At 46.7% G+C, this 19,119-nt stretch carries 20 protein-coding genes; 12 read left to right on the top strand and 8 right to left on the bottom strand.

Translation table 11 applies throughout. The annotated features are described in order from the left end of the window. Window positions 1-91 precede the first annotated feature (91 nt). From AC58U0_RS20325 to AC58U0_RS20305, 5 genes are read left to right on the top strand one after another with little or no spacing between them, the layout of a single operon-like run. Window positions 92-1,147: a DUF7847 domain-containing protein gene (locus tag AC58U0_RS20325; protein ID WP_497380811.1), complete on the top strand. Its 1,056-nt coding sequence runs from the start codon at window positions 92-94 to the stop codon at window positions 1,145-1,147. Then, window positions 1,140-1,793: a DUF4129 domain-containing protein gene (locus AC58U0_RS20320; RefSeq protein WP_497380810.1), complete on the top strand. Its 654-nt coding sequence runs from the start codon at window positions 1,140-1,142 to the stop codon at window positions 1,791-1,793. The genes AC58U0_RS20325 and AC58U0_RS20320 overlap by 8 nt, the downstream gene beginning before the upstream one ends. Then, window positions 1,777-3,141, top strand: coding sequence for a DUF4350 domain-containing protein (locus AC58U0_RS20315; RefSeq protein WP_497380809.1), 1,365 nt, complete (start codon window positions 1,777-1,779; stop codon window positions 3,139-3,141). Before AC58U0_RS20320 ends, AC58U0_RS20315 begins: the two co-directional genes overlap by 17 nt. A gap of 5 nt (window positions 3,142-3,146) precedes the next feature. Next, window positions 3,147-4,067, top strand: coding sequence for an AAA family ATPase (locus tag AC58U0_RS20310; RefSeq protein ID WP_497380808.1), 921 nt, complete (start codon window positions 3,147-3,149; stop codon window positions 4,065-4,067). Then, window positions 4,018-5,391 carry a DUF58 domain-containing protein gene (locus tag AC58U0_RS20305; RefSeq protein WP_497380807.1) on the top strand — a complete coding sequence of 458 codons (1,374 nt, stop codon included), beginning with the start codon at window positions 4,018-4,020 and terminating at the stop codon, window positions 5,389-5,391. Before AC58U0_RS20310 ends, AC58U0_RS20305 begins: the two co-directional genes overlap by 50 nt. Here the strand turns inward: AC58U0_RS20305 and AC58U0_RS20300 are convergent. Continuing rightward, window positions 5,386-6,357: a stage II sporulation protein M gene (locus AC58U0_RS20300; protein WP_497380806.1), complete on the bottom strand. Its 972-nt coding sequence runs from the start codon at window positions 6,355-6,357 to the stop codon at window positions 5,386-5,388. The two genes, AC58U0_RS20305 and AC58U0_RS20300, sit on opposite strands and share 6 nt — an antisense overlap. Window positions 6,358-6,485: 128 nt before the next feature. On the opposite strand from AC58U0_RS20300, the gene AC58U0_RS20295 reads away from it, so the two are divergent. The 4 genes from AC58U0_RS20295 to AC58U0_RS20280 all read left to right on the top strand — a co-directional run bounded on the left by AC58U0_RS20295 (window position 6,486) and on the right by AC58U0_RS20280 (window position 8,960). Then, window positions 6,486-7,283, top strand: coding sequence for an RDD family protein (locus AC58U0_RS20295; protein ID WP_497380805.1), 798 nt, complete (start codon window positions 6,486-6,488; stop codon window positions 7,281-7,283). Window positions 7,284-7,297: 14 nt separating this feature from the next. Further along, a complete protein-coding gene (locus AC58U0_RS20290; protein WP_497380804.1) occupies window positions 7,298-7,978 on the top strand; it encodes an NAD(P)H-binding protein in 681 nt (226 codons plus the stop codon). A gap of 125 nt (window positions 7,979-8,103) precedes the next feature. Further along, window positions 8,104-8,397 (top strand): Dabb family protein, encoded by a 294-nt coding sequence (locus AC58U0_RS20285; protein WP_057307879.1) that lies wholly within the window; start codon window positions 8,104-8,106, stop codon window positions 8,395-8,397. A 146-nt stretch (window positions 8,398-8,543) separates the two neighbouring features. Beyond that, on the top strand, window positions 8,544-8,960 hold the full coding sequence (locus tag AC58U0_RS20280; RefSeq protein ID WP_497380803.1) for an exosporium protein C: 417 nt from the start codon (window positions 8,544-8,546) through the stop codon (window positions 8,958-8,960). 84 nt (window positions 8,961-9,044) lie between these two features. Here AC58U0_RS20280 and AC58U0_RS20275 read toward each other — a convergent pair whose 3' ends face one another. Continuing rightward, the gene (locus AC58U0_RS20275; protein ID WP_497380802.1) at window positions 9,045-9,899 is read right to left on the bottom strand and encodes a helix-turn-helix transcriptional regulator; all 855 of its coding nucleotides are present in this window, start codon (window positions 9,897-9,899) and stop codon (window positions 9,045-9,047) included. A 147-nt stretch (window positions 9,900-10,046) separates the two neighbouring features. Between AC58U0_RS20275 and AC58U0_RS20270 the strand changes: the two genes are divergently transcribed. Next, on the top strand, window positions 10,047-11,345 hold the full coding sequence (locus AC58U0_RS20270) for an alpha-glucosidase/alpha-galactosidase (RefSeq protein WP_497380801.1): 1,299 nt from the start codon (window positions 10,047-10,049) through the stop codon (window positions 11,343-11,345). A 61-nt stretch (window positions 11,346-11,406) separates the two neighbouring features. Here the strand turns inward: AC58U0_RS20270 and AC58U0_RS20265 are convergent, their stop codons facing one another. From AC58U0_RS20265 to AC58U0_RS20240, 6 genes are all read right to left on the bottom strand, one after another. After that, entirely contained in the window at window positions 11,407-11,724 is a 318-nt protein-coding gene (locus AC58U0_RS20265) for a dehydrogenase (RefSeq protein WP_497380800.1), read from the bottom strand. A 95-nt stretch (window positions 11,725-11,819) separates the two neighbouring features. Then, on the bottom strand, window positions 11,820-14,042 hold the full coding sequence (locus tag AC58U0_RS20260; RefSeq protein ID WP_497380799.1) for an MMPL family transporter: 2,223 nt from the start codon (window positions 14,040-14,042) through the stop codon (window positions 11,820-11,822). A 73-nt stretch (window positions 14,043-14,115) separates the two neighbouring features. Further along, the gene (locus tag AC58U0_RS20255) at window positions 14,116-15,495 is read right to left on the bottom strand and encodes a sensor histidine kinase (RefSeq protein WP_497380798.1); all 1,380 of its coding nucleotides are present in this window, start codon (window positions 15,493-15,495) and stop codon (window positions 14,116-14,118) included. After that, complete coding sequence (locus AC58U0_RS20250) at window positions 15,492-16,172, bottom strand: response regulator transcription factor (protein WP_497380797.1); 681 nt, start codon at window positions 16,170-16,172, stop codon at window positions 15,492-15,494. The genes AC58U0_RS20255 and AC58U0_RS20250 overlap by 4 nt, the downstream gene beginning before the upstream one ends. A 142-nt stretch (window positions 16,173-16,314) precedes the next feature. After that, window positions 16,315-16,761, bottom strand: a complete 447-nt coding sequence (locus AC58U0_RS20245; RefSeq protein ID WP_497380796.1) for a cupredoxin domain-containing protein — start codon at window positions 16,759-16,761, stop codon at window positions 16,315-16,317. A 110-nt stretch (window positions 16,762-16,871) separates the two neighbouring features. Then, window positions 16,872-17,348, bottom strand: coding sequence for an HPP family protein (locus AC58U0_RS20240; protein WP_497380795.1), 477 nt, complete (start codon window positions 17,346-17,348; stop codon window positions 16,872-16,874). Window positions 17,349-17,467: 119 nt separating this feature from the next. On the opposite strand from AC58U0_RS20240, the gene AC58U0_RS20235 reads away from it, so the two are divergent. Beyond that, window positions 17,468-18,379, top strand: a complete 912-nt coding sequence (locus AC58U0_RS20235) for a LysR family transcriptional regulator (protein WP_497380794.1) — start codon at window positions 17,468-17,470, stop codon at window positions 18,377-18,379. Between the two features lie 71 nt (window positions 18,380-18,450). Beyond that, complete coding sequence (gene uptA / locus AC58U0_RS20230) at window positions 18,451-19,050, top strand: undecaprenyl phosphate transporter UptA (RefSeq protein WP_497380792.1); 600 nt, start codon at window positions 18,451-18,453, stop codon at window positions 19,048-19,050. Window positions 19,051-19,119 lie beyond the last annotated feature (69 nt).

The following is a 19,119-nucleotide window of genomic DNA, read 5'->3' as shown; positions in this document are numbered from 1 at the left end:
TTTTTGTGTAGAATTTGATGGTCAGGAATTGGAGGGTTTGGTGTATAATAGTCAGAGAGTATTTGAATTACCAACATTTAGGGGGTTTACCATGCAAAACGCATCATTAAGACCAATGGGAATTGGAAGAATCTTAGATCGCAGTTTCCAGTTGTATCGTAAGCATTTTGTGACATTGACAATTATCATGCTGATCTTGTATGGTCCATTTTACTTGCTGCAGCATTTGCTTACGTATCAAGAGACGGCAAGTACGTCTTCATCCATTCTAGATCAGATTCGCAGTGGAGCATCCATGCAAGATTTGCTGGGATCAGGTTCTTTCCTGCAAAATAATCCGACGCCAAAAGACTTAGGGAAGACACTCCTCTTTGTATTGGTTTTAGTACCAATCATGATTCTTGGTCTTATGCCAGCTTCGGTAGCTTCTGTCTTACATTTGGTTAAAGCGAGCCTCTTCGGCGAAGAAACACCGGGAGTTGGGGGGCTATTGTTCAAATCGTTCCGTCGATTTTGGCCATTAGCAGGAAGTACGTTTTTGTATGGCCTTATCATGTTCGGATTATACATAGGTCTCATTGTTATTATTGCCATTTTTGCTATCGTCTTTGCGATAGGAGGAAACTTATCCAGTTCGGTAGGAGGTTTTGGCGGGGGGGCAGTGGCACTAACGATTATCTTCTTCGTCATCCTTGGTCTTGGAGCCATCTTCACCTTTTCCTATTTGTTCATTCGCTGGTGTTATTATTTACCTTTCGTCTCGCTTGATGAAGAGTCTGTTGGTCTAGGCCGCAGTTGGAAATTGACCCGCAAAAGCTTCTGGCGTTTATTTCTGATGTACTTCGTACTTACGCTCATTTTGTATCTTTTCCTGCTCGTCATTCAATTGATTATTGCTGCAATTTTTGGTTTAGGACTTGGCGCCCAGTTATTACAAAGTTTAATTTCAATCTTGGTCATGTCCTTATGGTTTCTGCCTTATGCGGTTAGCTTCTTCGATCTCAAGGTTCGTAATGAGGGGCTGGGACTTGAATCGTTGATAGAAAGTACCATACAAACTTCTCCAACTGAATCAGCGGAAGAACTGGAGCCGTTTGATACTTTTGAAGATCTTCGTCCGATAGACTTGGATAAAAAGAATGATTGATGCAGCTTTAGAGACTTCTTTGCAAGAGGATAAAGAGCATTTAAAGCAAATCTTAAATCAAAGCGAATACTCGGCTTATGAGATCAAAGAGAATAGTTCGTTTTGGGCATGGTTGAAGCCGCTTTTTCGTAAAATCCGGAGCTGGCTGCCAGATTTTCAAGTTTCTGATTCGGTAACGGACTGGCTGACGATTGGTGTTGTCGTTACACTTCTTGGAATTGCTGCATTTGCGATTTATTGGTTCGTGAAGCAAATGATTTGGCAAAAGAGAATCCGCTCTGACGCTTACTTGCCTGAAGGGGAAATAAGCCGTTCTTATCGCTTCTATTGGCAGCAAGCAGCGGAGATGAGGGGAGCAGGGTACTTACGAGAGGGTGTACGCGCTGTCTTTCTGTCGCTTCTGTTCTTTATGGAAGCTAAACGTATGATTCGTGTGGAGAAATGGAAGACGAACTGGGAGTATGCGCAGGAGCTGGGAAGTTCAGCTTCTTCCCTAGTCCCTTTGTTCCATGATAGCTCGCTTTTGTTTGAGCGTATTTGGTACGGCAAGGAAGTTGTAACAGAAGAGCAGTTCACTTCCATGTATGCACAGGTTGCCCGTGTTATCGGCAGGGAGGAGGGGGCTGCACATGAGAGGGCTGAATAAGCTGCATGTGGGACTAGCACTCAGTATCCTGCTATTTCTCGCATTAGGCTACTGGTTAGTGAAGCCAAAGCTTCCAGATCAACCTCCTTATCTGTCCTTCTCAGCAGATATTGACGGCACGAAAGCTTGGAAAGAGCTGCTGAGTACGAAGCAGAAGGCAGTAAAGGAATGGAGATTGAGCTGGAAAAACCTGCCGAATGGTGAAAAGATGCTTTTGGTTGCCACACAGCCGTTTGGTGTAACAGAGGCCGATCGCGAGGAGCTTCTGGACTGGGTTCGGAAGGGTAATGATGTGGTTCTGTTTGATCGCAATCCCGAAGGGTGGGAGCCTTGGGCGACTGTGTTGGCGGGGGAAATTGGGACGGGAAGTACGGAAAAGAGTACGAGAACGAAAGAAAGTACGAAGGACAGTACGAGAGACAGTACGAAAGAAGGTACAGAAGAGAGTGCGAAAGAGAGTACGAAGGACAGTGCGAAAGACAGTACTAAGGACAGAACGAAAGAAAGTACGAAAGACAGTACGAAAGACAGTACGAAAGACAGTATAGAAGAGAGTTCAAAAGAAAGTGCATCTGTCTCGACGATTAGGGTCTCGACGGATTATACGACAGCAGAGGGGCAACTGACGGGGCGGGTGGATACACCGTACCGGATTAAGCCCGGTGGAAACGGGCGGGTGCTGTTCGAAGATGAACATGGCGTGCTCGCCAGCCGTATAGAAGAAGGTTCGGGCATCATCACCGTGGTGCTGACCCCGAACTGGATGCAGAATGGGACGATTGATCAGGAGTCCCATTTCGAATTGATCTGGCCGCTGTTCGCGAAGTCCTGGGACGCCGTGTGGGTCGATGAGACCCATCACGGCTTCGGGACGAAGCCCGGACTGCTCGCCGTCTATCCCGCGTGGCTCGTGCTCGCCAGCGTGCAGCTTGGTCTCGCGCTGCTGCTGTGGCTCTGGCTGCGCGGCAAGCGCTTTGGCCCCGTCTACACGCCGCGGGCGTGGACGGTTCGCCGCGGCGACGAAGGCGTGCACGCCGTCGCCGCTTGGTACGAGCGCCTCGGCTACCAGCACGAGGCGCTTGCGCACCAGCAGCTGTTCCTGCGGCAGCTGCTGCATCAGCGCTGGGGGCTTAGCCCCGGCGCAAGTGCTTTGCAGGCCGCGGAAGCTGCGCGCGGCCGGATGTCTGAGGCGCAGGCGGCGCAGCTCGCGCGCCTGCTGGAGGAGCCGCTTGCTAGCAGCGGCTCTGCCGGGCCCCGCGCTGCGAAGCAGCGGGGCGTGAGCACCCAAGCGTTCGTGCAGCGAACGCGGGAGATGGGCGAGATGATCGCCTACTTGGAGAAGGAGTGAGCGCAATGAATGAATTAATCCAATCGATGGAGCAGCGCTTGTTCGGCCAAAAGCTGAATATAAGGCTGCTCGTAACCGCCCTATTGGCAGGGGGTCATGTACTGCTTGAAGGTGTGCCAGGTCTCGGAAAGACCAAGATGGCGCGCACCCTTGCGGAATTATTAGGCGGCGACTACCGCCGTATTCAATTTACGCCAGACCTAATGCCCGGTGATATTACGGGCAGCGTCATTTATCATATGCAGGATCATTCATTTACTACGATTCAAGGTCCTATTTTTACAAATGTTCTGTTAGCCGATGAAATTAACCGTTCCGGACCGAAGACACAAGCGGCTCTGTTAGAAGCGATGGAAGAGCGCCAAGTCACAATTCAGGGGAACACATATAAGCTGCCCAATCCGTTCTTTGTCGTAGCCACCCAAAATCCCGTTGAATACGAAGGTACCTATCCACTTCCGGAAGCGCAGCTCGATCGCTTTTTGTTTAAGCTAGTGCTTGATTATCCTGGTGAAGAAGCGGAAGTAGAAATTCTTCGCCGCCACGTACCATTTGAGCAGCTTCAAGAGGAGTCACTCGCGGCCATTCTGACCCCAGAACGCATCACCGAGCTGCAGCGCCGGCTTTTTGATGTTGTCGTGGAGGAATCCTTATACACCTATATTGCCACAATTATTCGCAAAACCCGCGAGTCCAAACGCGTACAGCTGGGAGCAAGTCCCCGGGCAGGAATTGCCTTGCTGATGGCAAGTAAAGCTTGGGCTTTACTGGATGGGCGAACGTATGTGACGCCTGACGATATTAAGCTTGTAGCGCGACCTGCACTGCGGCATAGACTGCTGTTAACACCGCAAGCGGAATTGGAGGGCGGAACAAGTGACCACATCATCCAAGAGACGCTCGGCTCTATTCCGGTTCCTCGATAAATTCCTGCTTCAGGATTTTATTCTGCCAACGAACCGATTCATTTTACTCGTACTCGCAGGTGCTGTAGTCACCTTAATAGCTTCCGTATTTGATGCCGCCCTACCTGTATTCTGGAGCTGGAATGCCCTGCTTTGCGTGCTTAGTGGCGTAGATCTTTTGCTGCTTCCTAAACGCAGCAGTTGGGGAATCCGGCGTCAACTTCCGGAGCAGATGGATGTCAGAAAGAGCTTTGAGGTGAGTCTTGAGCTTGAATCCGAGGAACAGCCGTCTGTTCATGTTGAATTAATGGATCATTTGCCCCAAACATTCAGTATGGTCCGCAATCATATGAGCGGTGTGTTCCGAGGAACCTCAGCCTCTTTCTTTTATACAACGTTGGCTCTCGAAAGAGGGGAATACGTCTTCGAACACGTATATTTGCGTTACTTCGGAGGCATGGGTCTTTGGAAGAAGCAAGTGCGATTGAAACAAGTAGATAAGATTGATATCTATCCTGATTTATCTCAGGTACGAGGTGTACTAGGCGCTGTACAGGATGCATTAATACTAGAAGGCCAGCGTCTATTCAAAAAACAGCGCAGCGGCTCCGAATTTCACTATATCCGTGATTATGTGCAAGGCGACGACATTAGGCATATTAATTGGAAAGCGTCTGCTCGCACGACGAAGCTGATGACGAATCTTTTTCAGCCGGAAAAAGGGAAGATCGTGACCCTAGTATTGGACTGTGGCCGGCAAATGGCTATCGAGCTTGAGGGACAAGTGAAGCTTGATCGGACACTGGAAGCTGCATTAACACTTGCTGCCGTAGTCCTTAAACAAGGGGATCAAGTTGCGTTAATTGCTTATGCAAGCCAAGTGAACGTGTACGTGCCAGCTGGAAAAGGGCTTTCCCATCTTCAGGAGTTGACGAGGGCTGTTTATGATCTGCGTACGGATTTCGTGGAATCTAACACACAGATCGCCTTCTCTCATGTGCTGCGTTTTTTGAAAAAACGCTCGCTTGTCGTACTATTTTCCGATATGGAAAGTTATCTGTATGATCAAGAGCTGCTGCCTTATGTGCAGCGGTTGCGCAGAAGTCACCATGTGCTGCTCTTGTCCTTGCAGGATCCGCTTCTTCATCAATGGGTGCGTATTCGTGCCGAAGACAGCCGCCAGGCTTATCGGCAAAGTATTGCCCACCAATTTACGACAGACCGTTATGCCTATGTAAATAAAATGGCCGGCCGAAGCATTCCAGTGATGGATGTCCCTGCCGACCAGCTGACGCTTAGTGCTGTTAATGCGTATTTGGATTTGAAATCACGAGATCGTTTATAGCATTAATTGTTTTTGTTTAGCTGTTTTGCTTATGCCATATCCGTAATAGAGTCCGAGTAACAATAAAGTCACTCCGGCTATGAGATATTTAACCTCAAGGGACATCGTGGACGGTGTAATATAACCTTCAATAATCCCTGCAATGATGAATAAAGGAATAGTGCCGATCAGGAGCTGGGCAGATTCCTTGGCCGACTCTAGAAAACGCAGCTTGCGCGGATAGGGTCCTGGAACGAAGAATCGATAGCCCATATATAAGCCGGCGCCGCCTGCGATGAAAATAGCGGTAAGCTCAATAATGCCATGCGGCAATATGTAGGCCCAGAATACATAGCTTTTCCCAGATTGCATAAAGACCGCAGCCAAAGCTCCTACAATAAGTCCGTTGCTTATCATTAAATAGATGGTTCCGATCCCAAGCGTTACACCGCTTATGAAGGCGAGAACAGCGACCCGAATGTTGTTCGTCATGATGGCTGTGGATACGAGTGGGGAATGCAGGTCGCCGCGTGGATCGGCTGTTTTGGAAGGGTCAATACTGTCGGCCATTGCCCCAGGCATGATCATGGACAGATTTAACGGATCGTTCCATACGGATAGGAAACCCAACAGCCCACCAAGCAAAAATAAGAAAAGGGCAAAGCCCACAAAAAGACTTCTCACGCGTATTAGCGATGGAAAATAGTGAAGGAAAAACTCCTTCATCTGTTTACTGCTTTTGTTATTTTCTTTATACATCGCATTATGGGCTTGAGATACGAGATGATTCAAATATAGGGTTGTCTCATCCGTAGGCATGTGAGTTTGTAAGGTAGCAAGATGAGCGGATGCGACTTTGTAAAGTTCAGTGAATCGATTCACATGGCTGGCTTGCAAACTGCTCTTCCGTTTACTAAGCTGAATCAGCAGCTGCTCGAGCTCTGTCCATTGCGATTTATGTTCTCGAATAAAGCGCGAGATATTCATGAGGGGACCTCCTAAGAGTTTTGCTTTAGCAAAACTTGCATCGTAAGCATTATCTCCGAGTTTTGCTTGTTCATTTTAGCATATCAATGACATTCGTTACCATAATTTTGAAATCATAGGGAGATGCTATGAACGAGTCTCTGGATAAAGAACTAACCATCGTTACACCTGAGCAGGTGCAATTGCAATTCCAAACCGCAGGCATTGGCAGCAGAGCGATAGCGCATCTACTTGATTGTTTGATTTTGCTTGTGATGAATGGCCTTTTATTCTTATTCGCTATTTTGATGAGCAGGTTATATTCGGGTGACTGGCTGCCTGCCCTTGCAGATTATTTGATCGCGATTGCCATCATTCTTTGGATTGTAGTGAACTTAGGCTATTTCGTTTGCACGGAAGCCTTCATGGGAGGGCAAACGCCAGGGAAAAGAATCCTAGGACTTCGCGTGCTCCAAAATAACGGACAGTCTGCAACCTTATTATCGGTCTTGATTCGCAACTTGTTTCGTTTGCTGGATATGATGCCAACTTTCTACTTCCTAGGTGCTGTTAGCATCATCTTTAGTTCAAAAGATAAGCGCATCGGTGATATGGTTGCCGGAACCATTGTTGTGATTGAAGCTCGTTTTGAGCGAATGAAACGTCGAAAACATATCGACAAGGCAATCTCCAAAAAGAATTTCCCCATACTCACTGTTGAGATAGAGGAAGCCAAAAGACAAGAGGTCACTGCGGTAGATTGGCAGCTTTTGCAAGCTTGGGTTGAGCAAATACCGACGATGCACAATGTAAGACTACAGGAGTTAGCCATACCGATTGCTCAACATTTTGCTAAGAAGTTAGGCCATGATCTAGGATTTACACTGGATCCTGCCGCATATTTAGCCCAGCTCTATGAGAAGCTGAGAAACGATTGGGAAGTTTAATTAGGAGGACTAATATGGGAATGACGGCCATTGTAGCAGGTGGTACCGGATTAGTTGGCCGTGAGCTGATCAAGCTGCTTTTAGAAGATCAAGCATACACGAAAGTGATTGCACTGGTTCGTAAAAATATGCAAATTAGCCATCTCAGCGGAAGTGAGAAATTGCTTCAAATTGTAACCGATTTTAACAATTTAGAGGCTGTTATTGAACAGTCTGACATGGAACATGCGCATGTGTTTTGCACGCTGGGTACGACGATTAAAAAGGCAGGATCGCAAGAGCAGTTTCGGAAAGTAGACTTGGCGTACCCTTTGAAATTGGGTCAAATCGCTAGTGCGGGTAAGGCAGATGCATTTGCCATTGTGACTGCGATGGGAGCGAACCGAACATCCTCGATTTTCTACAATCGGGTAAAGGGAGAAGTGGAGGAGGGCCTCAGAGAGCTTAAGCTGCGTGCGCTTTACATGCTTCGTCCTTCACTCCTTCTAGGTGATCGAGATGAGACTCGAAGGGGTGAGAAATGGGGGAGTGTGGTAGCGCGAGCCATTTCCCCGCTTATGATCGGTGGACTTCGGACTTATCGGCCCATCCATGCGAAAACGATCGCCACGGGATTAATTAAATCCGCAAAGTCAGGCCAGATAGGTCCACATGTGCTACTGTCAGCTCAGATTGCTGAGCTTGCTTCGAAATAGAAGCTCCATATCGACGTGTACACGCCTTCCTGATATGATTAAAGACGTTAATCTCGATTTCCGAGCTTATTCGAACGTCATCATAAACGTACAAAGACATTTTTAGGGAAAGTAGGTTTTATATCATGATCGATCATATTGTACTAGTTAAATTCGGTGAAACAACGACGCAGGAGCAGCTCCAAGAAGTCGTTGATAGATTTAAAGCGTTAAAAGAACATCTAACAGGCATCGTAGATATTCAAGCAGGCATTAACTTCTCAGAGAAGAACAAAGGCTACCAGGTTGTTTTATCTGTACGTTTTGAGGATAGAGCAGCGCTTGAGGCATACGGTCCAAATCCGGAGCACCAAGCAGTTGCTGCATATATTAGAGAAGTAGGTAGAGAAGATAGTTTGATTGTTGATATTGAAATTTAATCATACGAAAAAACTGCTGATAAGGATTCGTCCTTGTCAGCAGTTTTTTTATGCGGATAATTTCAAAGATGATTATTTTGTCCAATCTATTAAACTACCAACTTCATACAATATATTATCTTACAAGAAAAGGAGATGAAAAAAGCATGACAACCCATATTGAAGATTACTTTGGTCTTACAGTTACGCCAGTTACAGATGGGGTGCAAATTCCTGTCCCATTAACTCCGGCAGGAGTAGGACTTGCGGAAGTCAGAGTGAATGTCCCAGCCACACATCCTCAAGTTGTAGAATTGAAAGCAACAGTTGGATTAAGAGGAGATTTAGGTACAGGAAGTGTATTATTACGAATTTTCCGCGATGGTCAAGTTATTTACTATGCACGAATTGGTGTTGAATCTGGCTTTGAGAAATACTATGTTCCGACAATTCAAGCAATCGATGTGAACCCACCAGCAGGATCTCATGGCTACACGTTATCTATTGAGTCTTTGACTGCAGGTTTAACAGCTGTTGTTATTGGTCCTATTACATTGAGCGCATTAGTTATTAACGCCCTCTAATAAAGAAGCCTCCGATCCCAAACGAAAATTGAGGGATCGGAGGCTTTCTTTTCCATATAGATGATAATTCATAGAGAAGACCTATTAGACTTTATGTTCCTTACGATAAACCGAAGGTGCTGCTCCATACCATTTACGAAATTGTTTGGAAAAATAGAGGGCATCGTTAAATCCGACAGAAGCGGCCACTTGGTCAATGGTCATGGACGTCTCTAACAGTTGTTTTGCCCGTTCCATGCGAACTTTTAACAGATACTGCATAGGGGCTAAGCCCGTAGATTGTTTGAACATTTTACATAAATACGTACGGTGATAACCTAGGTTGTGTGCGAGTTCCTCGATAGAGACTGTCTGTGTGTATTGTAATTCTAAGTATCGAATGGCTTGTCCAACCTGACGCTCGATATCGGTTTCACTCGTTGGTTTAACGTCAATCAGGTGGCTATTCATGCGCCCGAGTTCCCGGATTAAGAGGCGAAGCCATGCAGCGGATTCCATATCCTCAAGCACAGGAGTCTCAGACTGCTGAAAGCTGGAGCGAATATGGCGGTAATAATGACGTATGGAGCGGGGGTTACTCCCCGAAATGACGGCCTGATGGGGTGAAACGCCGATTTGCGAAAGCAAGGTTTCTGCTGAGCGACCTGTAAAGGCGACCCACGTATAGTGCCAGGGATGATGGCTGTCCGCTATATAGCTGAATAACTCTCCGGGATAAATAACGAAGGTGTCTCCGGCGGAGCATTGGTAAGTGCGGTTATGCATCTCGAACGTGCCTTCTCCCGCTTGCACGGTATGGATAAGGTAATAATCATGCACGGCAGGTCCCATTTTATGAAGAGGAATAGGCTTGCCTTCTCCACTGAAAAGTACGGATAATTCATTGGTGCTATGGAGTGGATTGATATGAATGGCGAAATAGGAATGATCCTGATTCATAGAAGCCTCTTTTTAGTTTTTGTTTCTAGGGTACATCAATAAACTACAAATGTCCATATAGGAGTTCATTCAATCCATGTATTTGGGAGTTGTCCTGCGCTATAGTGAGGATAAGAAATAAGACCATACATTGGAGGAGATTCACACATGTCCAAGATTACTTTTTTAGGTGCTGGAAGTACGGTTTTTGCGAAAAATGTACTTGGTGATTGTTTGCACACACCTGCGCTGCAAGGCTTTGAAATCGCTCTCTTTGATATTGATCACGAACGTCTGCAGGATTCAACCAACATGCTGAATAACATCAAAAAAACTAGCGGAAGTACATCGGTTATAAAAGCATATACAGACCGTAAAGAAGCACTAAGCGGAGCTAAATATGTGGTGAATGCTATCCAAGTAGGTGGCTATGATCCATGTACAATAACCGATTTTGAAATCCCTAAAAAGTACGGCTTGCGTCAAACGATTGCCGACACGGTCGGTATCGGCGGTATTTTCCGAAATCTGCGTACGATCCCTGTGATGCTGGATTTCGCAGCGGATATTCGCGAGGTATGTCCAGATGCCTTGTTCCTCAACTATACGAATCCGATGGCGGTATTAACCAATGTCATGAACACATATGGCGGTGTTCGCACAGTTGGCTTATGTCACAGTGTACAAGCGTGTATTCCGGAGCTTTTCAAAAGTTTAGGCTTGGAAAAGGAAGGCGTTAAAGCCAAAATTGCCGGTATTAACCACATGGCATGGCTGCTTGAAGTAACTAAGGATGGCGTTGACCTTTATCCAGAGATTAAGAAGCGGGCTGCGGAGAAGCAGAAGGAAAAGCATAAAGACATGGTTCGCTTTGAAATGATGCTGAAATTCGGCCATTATATTACGGAGTCGTCCGAGCATAACGCAGAGTACCATCCGTATTTCATCAAACGCAATTATCCAGAGCTTGTAGACCGCTTCAATATTCCGCTTGACGAGTATCCACGCCGCTGCATCGAGCAAATTAGCAGATGGAAACAAATGCGCGAAGATCTGGTAAATGATGCGAATTTGACACATAATCGTTCCCATGAGTATGCTTCATACATTTTCGAAGCAATTGAGACCGATATTCCGTTCAAAATCGGCGGTAACGTGATGAATACTGGTTTAATTACGAACTTACCACGCGAAGCATGCGTTGAAGTTCCTTGTTTAGTAGATCGTAACGGTGTTACACCTACTTACGTGGGAGATCTGCCTCCGCAGCTAGCGGCGCTTAACCGTACGAATATCAATACGCAGCTGCTGACGATTGAAGCAGCTATCACACGTAAACGCGAGCATATTTATCACGCGGCTATGCTGGATCCACATACATCAGCAGAGCTGTCGATGGACGATATTGTTGCGATGTGTGATGAGTTAATTGAAGCACACGGCAAATGGCTGCCTGAATATCACTAAAATGTTCATTTGAAAAAGAAGGTCGTGGCGTATGTCTAACATACCCATGGCCTTCTTTGCTTTAACCACCGAATGCGTCACGAAACGCATGGTTTAATGCTTCAAGCTCCACATTCCAAAGCGGGGCCATTTCTGGCCCTACGTTTTCGTCGAACCAGTCGGAAAGCGCTTTGCGGTTGCTGCCGTTCTCCATGATGAATGGGAGATTCACCATCACCTTTTTCACATAGAGCTCCTCAGCAGCCCTAATCTGCTCGGGGGAAATCCATACTTTCAAGCGCTTAACGGTTCGGTATAATTCCTTGCTGCAAGCCCTCCGAATCCCACGTGCACTGGGGAACTGCTGCTTATGTTTTTCACTCGGCTTGTTATTGATCATGACTGTATCCACACTCCCTCTATGCTATTTGTATGCATGGAGAGGGCGCAGAGCCACTGGGGACAGGAACCTAAGCCGCCCATTTGGGTAGAGGATTATAGATTTACTGCCTTATTTTGTTGGAGCTTGGTGTCTGGTCCTTTTGGTCCCAGGTAAGTCATCAGTGCTGGAAGCAGCATGCCGCGAACGAGGAAGGTATCGATTAAAATCCCGGCAGCTATGGCGAAACCGAACAGCATCAATTCTTGAAGCGGTTGTGTCATCAGCACACTGAAGGTAGCTGCAAGGACAATACCAGCAGAAGAGATGACCCCGCCTGTCAAAGCGACGCCGCGACCGACTGCTTCCTTCCACACATAGTTCTGAGCTTCCTCTTTAATCCGAGAGACCAATACAATGTTGTAATCGACTCCTAACGCGATGAGAAAGACGAACGTGTAGACAGGCAATCGATAGCTAAAAGCATCATAGCCAAATCCGTAATGGAAGACACTCCATACTAGCCCCATAGTTGCCGCATAGGATAACAGCATGGTTGCGATCATTGTGAGAGCCAATCGGATAGATCGGGCCTGCCAAATAAGCATGAGAGTAATAAATGCGGTAATTAGCGAAAATAGGACGAGTGTATCACGTTTATTCATAAATCGGACATCCAGTTGATCAGCCGTTTGGCCTGCATAATGAAGGGAAAACTGAGCAGGATCGAATCCGCTGTCTCGGAGTAATTGTTCACTATCCGCACGCATTTGGTTAATCAAATCCAGTGCTTCCTGATCGTATGGGTTTTGCTTCAACGTCATCTGGAGTTTGATGGTATGTTTTTGCTTAGAGAGAATCGTTAGGGCAGTTGGGCTACCCGGAGTCAGCAAATCCTGATTGATTTCAGGTGTGATGCCGCTGATCCCGTTTCTTTCTTTCATGGCATTAACCAATAAACTAGCCTTATCGATAAAAGCGGTATCCAAAACGATCTCTTTCTCCGACTTCAAGAGGACCGTAACCGGGGCTAATTGACCTTGCGGGAAGCGCTGCTGTAGAAGCTCGAAGCCTTGTCGCGACGAAATATCGTTAGGAAAGGACTTCATTAAGTTAAATGAATAGTTCATGCTTAACGTAGTAAATGAGGGAATAATTAATACTATTAATAAAAGGACGGCTGTGAAAGCAGGTTTTTTTGTTATAAAAGCACTAATTTTTGCCCAGAATCCCTTCTGTTTCACTTCAGAAAGTGTCATCTCCCTCTTTGGAATCAGGGGCCAGAAGGCTTTGCGTCCAACAAGTGCAAATACGGCAGGGATTAGGGTCAATCCACCTAGCAGGATGATGATCATGGCAACTGAAAACACAGGCGCAAAGTGATGGTAAGGTTTGAAAATGGCAGCGAACAAAGTGAGCATGGCGATAAAGACCGTCCCGCCGCTGAATAGGATAGGTTCAGCTACTTTCGAGAAAGCAGTAGACATCGCGTCGTATTTGGAGTCTGTTTTCCTTAATTCGGACCGGTAACGAGCAACGATAAATAAGCAATAATCGGTTAGCACCGCGAAAAGCAGAATCATCATGATGGAAAGGGATTGCTTCTCGACGAAGAACCAGCCCATTTTACCCGCCAATCCGAGGATTCGGTCCACAACTTGATACACCATGCCGGCAATAACTAAAGGCAGCAGGGCGAGCAGAGGCGAACGATAAATGATGATCAAAATGACTAAAATCAAAACAACCGTTGCTAGCATTAAGACGAAGTCAGCTTTCTTGAAAAGCATGATTGTATCGGAAGAGATGCCGGCAGGCCCTGTGATTTCAAGCCCGACAGCCCCCAGGCCAATCTGATCTGCAGTATGTCGAATTTGCTCAAGAGTTTCATAGACTTGCCCGGATTCCAAATCCTTTTGCAATGAGACGGTCAGCAGGAGTGTTGTTTGATCCTCGGAAAATAAGGAATCCTGTTGTGGTTTGGGTAGTTGATGGAAAGGTACGGCGCGCGTAACCAAGGGCGGCTTCTGATCGGAGCTAAGCCATTCACTTATTTTTTCGATATTTCTGCGTTCTACATCTGTTATTGCGTTCTGTCCATGGAAGACAAGAAGGGCTGTTAAGCCATCTTGAGATGGATAGTCTTCTTTCAAAATTTGCTGAGCTGTCGCGGATAGCGTATTTTCATGGATGCTGCCTTCTCCGCTTTTTGCAACTTCCTTTGAGGATGGCGCAATTGCGCTTAATAAGATAATAGCAGCTAGCCAACTGATCAAAACGATTTTGACTCCTTTGGAGCTGCTAACAAAACGAGCTAACTGTGGTAAAAAACGATTCATTGTGTTCGTATCTCCTCTCCTTATTCTCGTTAGAATTGTAGGAAAGGAATATGAACGGACGATGAATGTTCGATTACAATCGTGGCAGGCGCACTGTGAACGTAGTGCCTTTATCGACTTCGCTCTGCACATCAATGCTTCCCTGGTGGAGCCGGATAATTTTCTGTGCAATCGATAATCCCAAGCCGCTGCCGGAACGGGCACGGTTTCTTGCCTTATCTGCTTTATAGAAGCGATCAAAGATATGCGGCAGCTCAGCTTCCGGTATCCCAATCCCTGTATCGCTGATCAGAATGAGGATCTCCGTCTGCAGCTTTTGAATCACAATCCGCAACGTATCCCCAGGCAGCGAAAACTTGATGCTGTTCGTGATGAAATTCAGCCAAACTTGATGGAGCAGTTGGGCGTCCGCAGAGATTTCTATTTCCGGCAGTTCAAGTTCGATCTCTAGCTCTTTCTCAGTCCATTCCCACTCGGTGACAATCAGAATCTGGCGAATTTGCTCATCAAGTCGATAGACGCTTCGCTTAATGACATGGCTTTCTTTGTCTAAAGAGGCTAGCGTTAGCAGCTGCTTACTGAGTGAGGACAACCGCTTGCTTTCTTCTAAAATGATATGAAGATACCGTTCTTTCTCTTCCTCAGAGGTTTCCTTGTCCAGAATCGACTGAGCGAAGCCTTGTATGGATGTTAAAGGAGACTGAATTTCATGGGAGACGTTGCCCACGAACTCCTGACGCATGTTATCCAGCTGTTTGAGGGATTGGGCCATGTAGGTGAAGTCTCTGGCCAACTCTCCAATCTCATCTTGCCGGGAAACGTCCATGGCACTTTCAAAATTTCCTTTGACGATCCGTTTCGTTGCATCGGTTAACTTTTTGACAGGCTTAACAATATATTGCGAGAAAATAATAATAAAGAGGATGCTAAAAAGAAACGTAAGCCCTAACAGAAAGGCCATGAGGATTCGAACGCCGCCAATTTGCTGCGTCAGATTAGGCCGCACGAATAGCGCATAAGGTTTTCCCTTTAATTGAATAGGGACGCCTATGCTATTTTGCAGGCTATTTTCAAAGAATCCGGTCACCATGAGAAAATGACGCTCTTGCAAAACGCCTCGATACGGTTCTCCGGCTAAGACAAGCCTAATCTGTTCCGGATCCATCTGGGTATGTTTGAACGGAGTCCCGTAGAAGGTTCCTTCCAACCGATCGTTAACGGCATAAAGTTGAAATCCCATATTGGCGATATGAGTAAAATAAATTGCCGGCTCCAGATCAGGCACTTGTTCATACAAGGTACGGATCTCCGTTGTGATCTTCCAAAGCTGATCTTCATTTTCGCCTCTTAATTTGACCGAATAATAGCCATTCGAGAGGAGCAGGGCGAGCATACTGCTGACCATCGCAATGACAATAAAGGTAACAACGATGCGTGTATATAGTGTCTTCACCGTTCGGTCACCTCAAGCTTATACCCAAGTCCTCGTACAGTTGTAATGACGAAATCATCGGTCATCTCAACAAAGCGTTCGCGTAAACGCTTGATATGGACATCAATAGTACGGCTGTCGCCTTCATAGTCTGTTCCCCAGAGCATTTGAATCAGCTGTTCCCGCGTGAATATGCGTCCTGGATGACTGGCTAATTGGGCCAATAGCTGAAATTCTTTAAGGGGAAGCAGAAGTATTTGGCCTCTGGCGATCACTTCATAGCTTTTGCGGTTGATGATCGTTTGGTTCAAGGTAATCACCTCGGAGGAGACAAGCTGGTAACGGCGCAGTAAAGCTCTCGCTCGGAACAACAATTCCTTGGGCTCAAAGGGTTTAACCATATAGTCATCAGTCCCTGACAGAAAACCTTTCTCTTTATCTTCGATTTCTCCTTTGGCTGTTAAAAGAAGGACAGGAATATCATAATGCTCGCGGATTTCCGAACATAGCTCCAGGCCATCGCGCAGCGGCATCATGACATCGACAACCGCCAAATGAATTTGCTCGGTTTCCATCAACCTAGACGCTTGTTCTCCGTCACTTGCTTCAAACACCGCATAGCCTTCCTTTGAAAATAAGAAACGGAGCAATTCCCGAATGTGAGCATCGTCATCGACAACTAGAATATGAGTTTTCAAAACTAAAACACCTTCTTCATTAAAATCATTGAACTTTGCAACAGTGTAAACGAAAAAAAACCTTATTGCTACTCCAGATATCAAAATCCCACGAGGGAGTTAGGAGACCTGAGAGCAGATAAGGTTTTCGTCAGAAAAGCGGCTAATCCACCACGATATAGCCGATCATCGGACCGCTATGGGCAATATCCGTGTGCGTTAAGCAGATAAGGCGGTAAGTCCCTTCCTGATTGGCTGTAAAATGTACAACGGTTTCTTTCCCTTTCTTGACTTCACCGCTAATATTTAGCCCTTCGATGAGAAAAGGGTGGCTCTGACCGTTCACGCCATAGATACTAAGTTTGATTCTCTCGCCCTTTTGGACAACGACAGTGCCTGGATCCCATCGATAGGCTTCGATTGTTTTACCGTCTGCCGTGGTTGATTTAAACTCTCCGACAACCATGTGAATCGTTCTTTCCGCAGTCGGGTCGGCCGCCGTTGGAACGATGCTCCCACGGTTCATATACAGCAAGCCGGAGAGGAGCAGCAGCAGAGCAGCGGCTGCCAGATAGAGATGCTTACGTTTAACAATCCATACTCGGGACATGGTTGGTCCGCCTCCTGTACAAGGTTCTTGTACATCTTATGCGGAGGCTTGTCAGCGCATGATTATGATCTGATGAACAGTTCAAGCCTCTGTTCAAGTGAGGGTTCTAATTACCACCATGCTGTGGGGTAATGGGTTCGGGTTGCCCGGTGATAAACGAGGGCAACCAGCACGAGCACCGCGGCGCCGAGCAGCACCGGCGTGAGCAAGAAGCCCCAGCCCGCGCCCGTGAGCATCACGAGCAGCGGGTCGGCGCCGGCCGGCGGATGCAGCGTGCGCGTCAGCTGCATAAGCGTGATGGCGGCGCCAACGGCAAGGGCAAGGCTCCACGCGTGGACGCCGAAGGCGGAGAGCGCGCAGAGCCCGACGAGCGTGCTCAGCAGGTGGCCGCCGACGAGGCTGCGGGGCTGCGCGAGCGGGCTCTGCGGGAGCGCGAAGGCGATGACGCAGGAAGCGCCGAAGGGCGCCATAAGCAGCGCGACTCGGGCGAAATCGCCGAGTAAGCTGCAAATCAGAATGGCGAGAAAGCCGCCGATTCCGGGGATGAGCAGAGTGAATACTTTGGGGAATGATGCAGGGCTATTCATTGCTTGTGTACACCTCTTTTCCATTATTAATTCTCATGGTATCATGAGTTGAATCATTTGAATAATGAATGATTGTGATAGTAGATATTCGATAATCCGATAGGTAGGGGTGGCGGACAATGCTTGAACATATGGACGGGCGCAGCATGAAAACCTTCATCACGGTGATGGAGGAGAAAAGCTTCAGCAAGGCAGCCCTTAAGCTCGGATACGTGCAATCTACGGTTACGATGCATATTCATCAGCTTGAGCAAACATTGGGTCAAGCTTTGTTTAAGCGTTTGCCCCGAGGCGTAGAATTAACTGACGCGGGCCGAGAAGTTGCCCCTTATGCGTATCGATACCTACAGCTTGGTGAATCCCTTCAAGATAAATTAACTGGCTTGCATGAACCCAAAGGCGTGGTGCGGCTCCGAGCGCTTGAATCCTTTTGCGTACCGCATTTCCCGCAGCTGCTGCCTACTATTTTTGAACAGTATCCTCAGATTCAATTGCAGCTGGAAACCGGCTTTCAACGCGATATTATCCAAGAAGTGTCTGCGTACCGCGTTGACCTTGGTATTGTTCCACGCGACCCGAAAGCTAACAATCTTACTTTTATACCTCTTATCCAAGATGAATTGGTATGGGTAGGGGCTCCTGCATTGGTAAGTCGGATGGAGAACGATGGTTGGGAAGCGATAGCGGATACCAAGGTAATCGGTTTTGGAAGCCGCTGCATTTACCAATCGATGGCCTCTCAGGTCTTAGCAGACAAAGGGTTAGCCACCTTTACAGCCATGGAGTTCGACAGCACGGAAATGATTAAACAGACCATGATGTTTGGAATGGGTCTTTCCTTAATGCCGTTAACATCCGTTCAGGAAGAGCTTCAATCAGGCAAATTGTTGAGACTGCAATTGGAGAAAACAATTCTGCTAGAGCATGGGCTCATTCATCGCACTGGTAAAGACTTAAGTGCACCCGTACAAGCTTGCAAGGAGCACATTATATCCTACTTTTTAACGCAAAAAGAGCGTGAAACTGGTTGATAGGAGCCCGTCTGTGATAGAATGTTTTATAGACTAGAAACGGATATTCTAAGTGGAGAGAGGTTTCATGGATGAGTGAGTTGATTCACAATGTACTGCTTTATTTGGAAGGGCTTGGGTATTGGGGGATTTTCCTCGGATTAATGCTGGAAGTTATCCCTAACGAACTGCTTTTGGCTTACGCTGGCTATCTGGTGTCTAAAGGCGAAATTAATTTTTTAGGCGCTATTATTTGCGCAGTAATCGGCGGTACCTTAGCACAAGTGGTGCTCTATTGGATCGGACGCTACGGAGGCAGACCCTTCCTTGAGAAGTACGGCAAATATTTACTTATCAGCAAGCATCATATTGATGTTGCCGAGTCGTGGTTTAACCGCTATGGGACAGGCATGATCTTCACAGCTAGATTCATTCCTATTGTCCGGCATGCGATATCCCTTCCCGGCGGTATGGCCAAAATGCCGCTAGGTAAGTTTACACTCTACACAGGTCTAGCACTAATTCCATATTCTATTCTCTATGTCTACTTGGGCATGAAGCTCAAAGATAACTGGGAAACGATTGACGAAATCGCAGGACCTTACATTAAGCCATTAATTATCGCTGCGATTGTCTTAACAATCTTGTATGTGGGTTATCAATTATATTTGAAAAGAAAAGCGAAGATATAAGCCACAAAGATTTGGAGCTTTCGCTTGCATTTGCTACAATAAAAGAAACGAAAAACGAAAATGGAGGAT

The organism is Paenibacillus sp. J31P190 (assembly GCF_059692075.1).
This window is presented reverse-complemented; position numbering and strand designations above follow the sequence as displayed.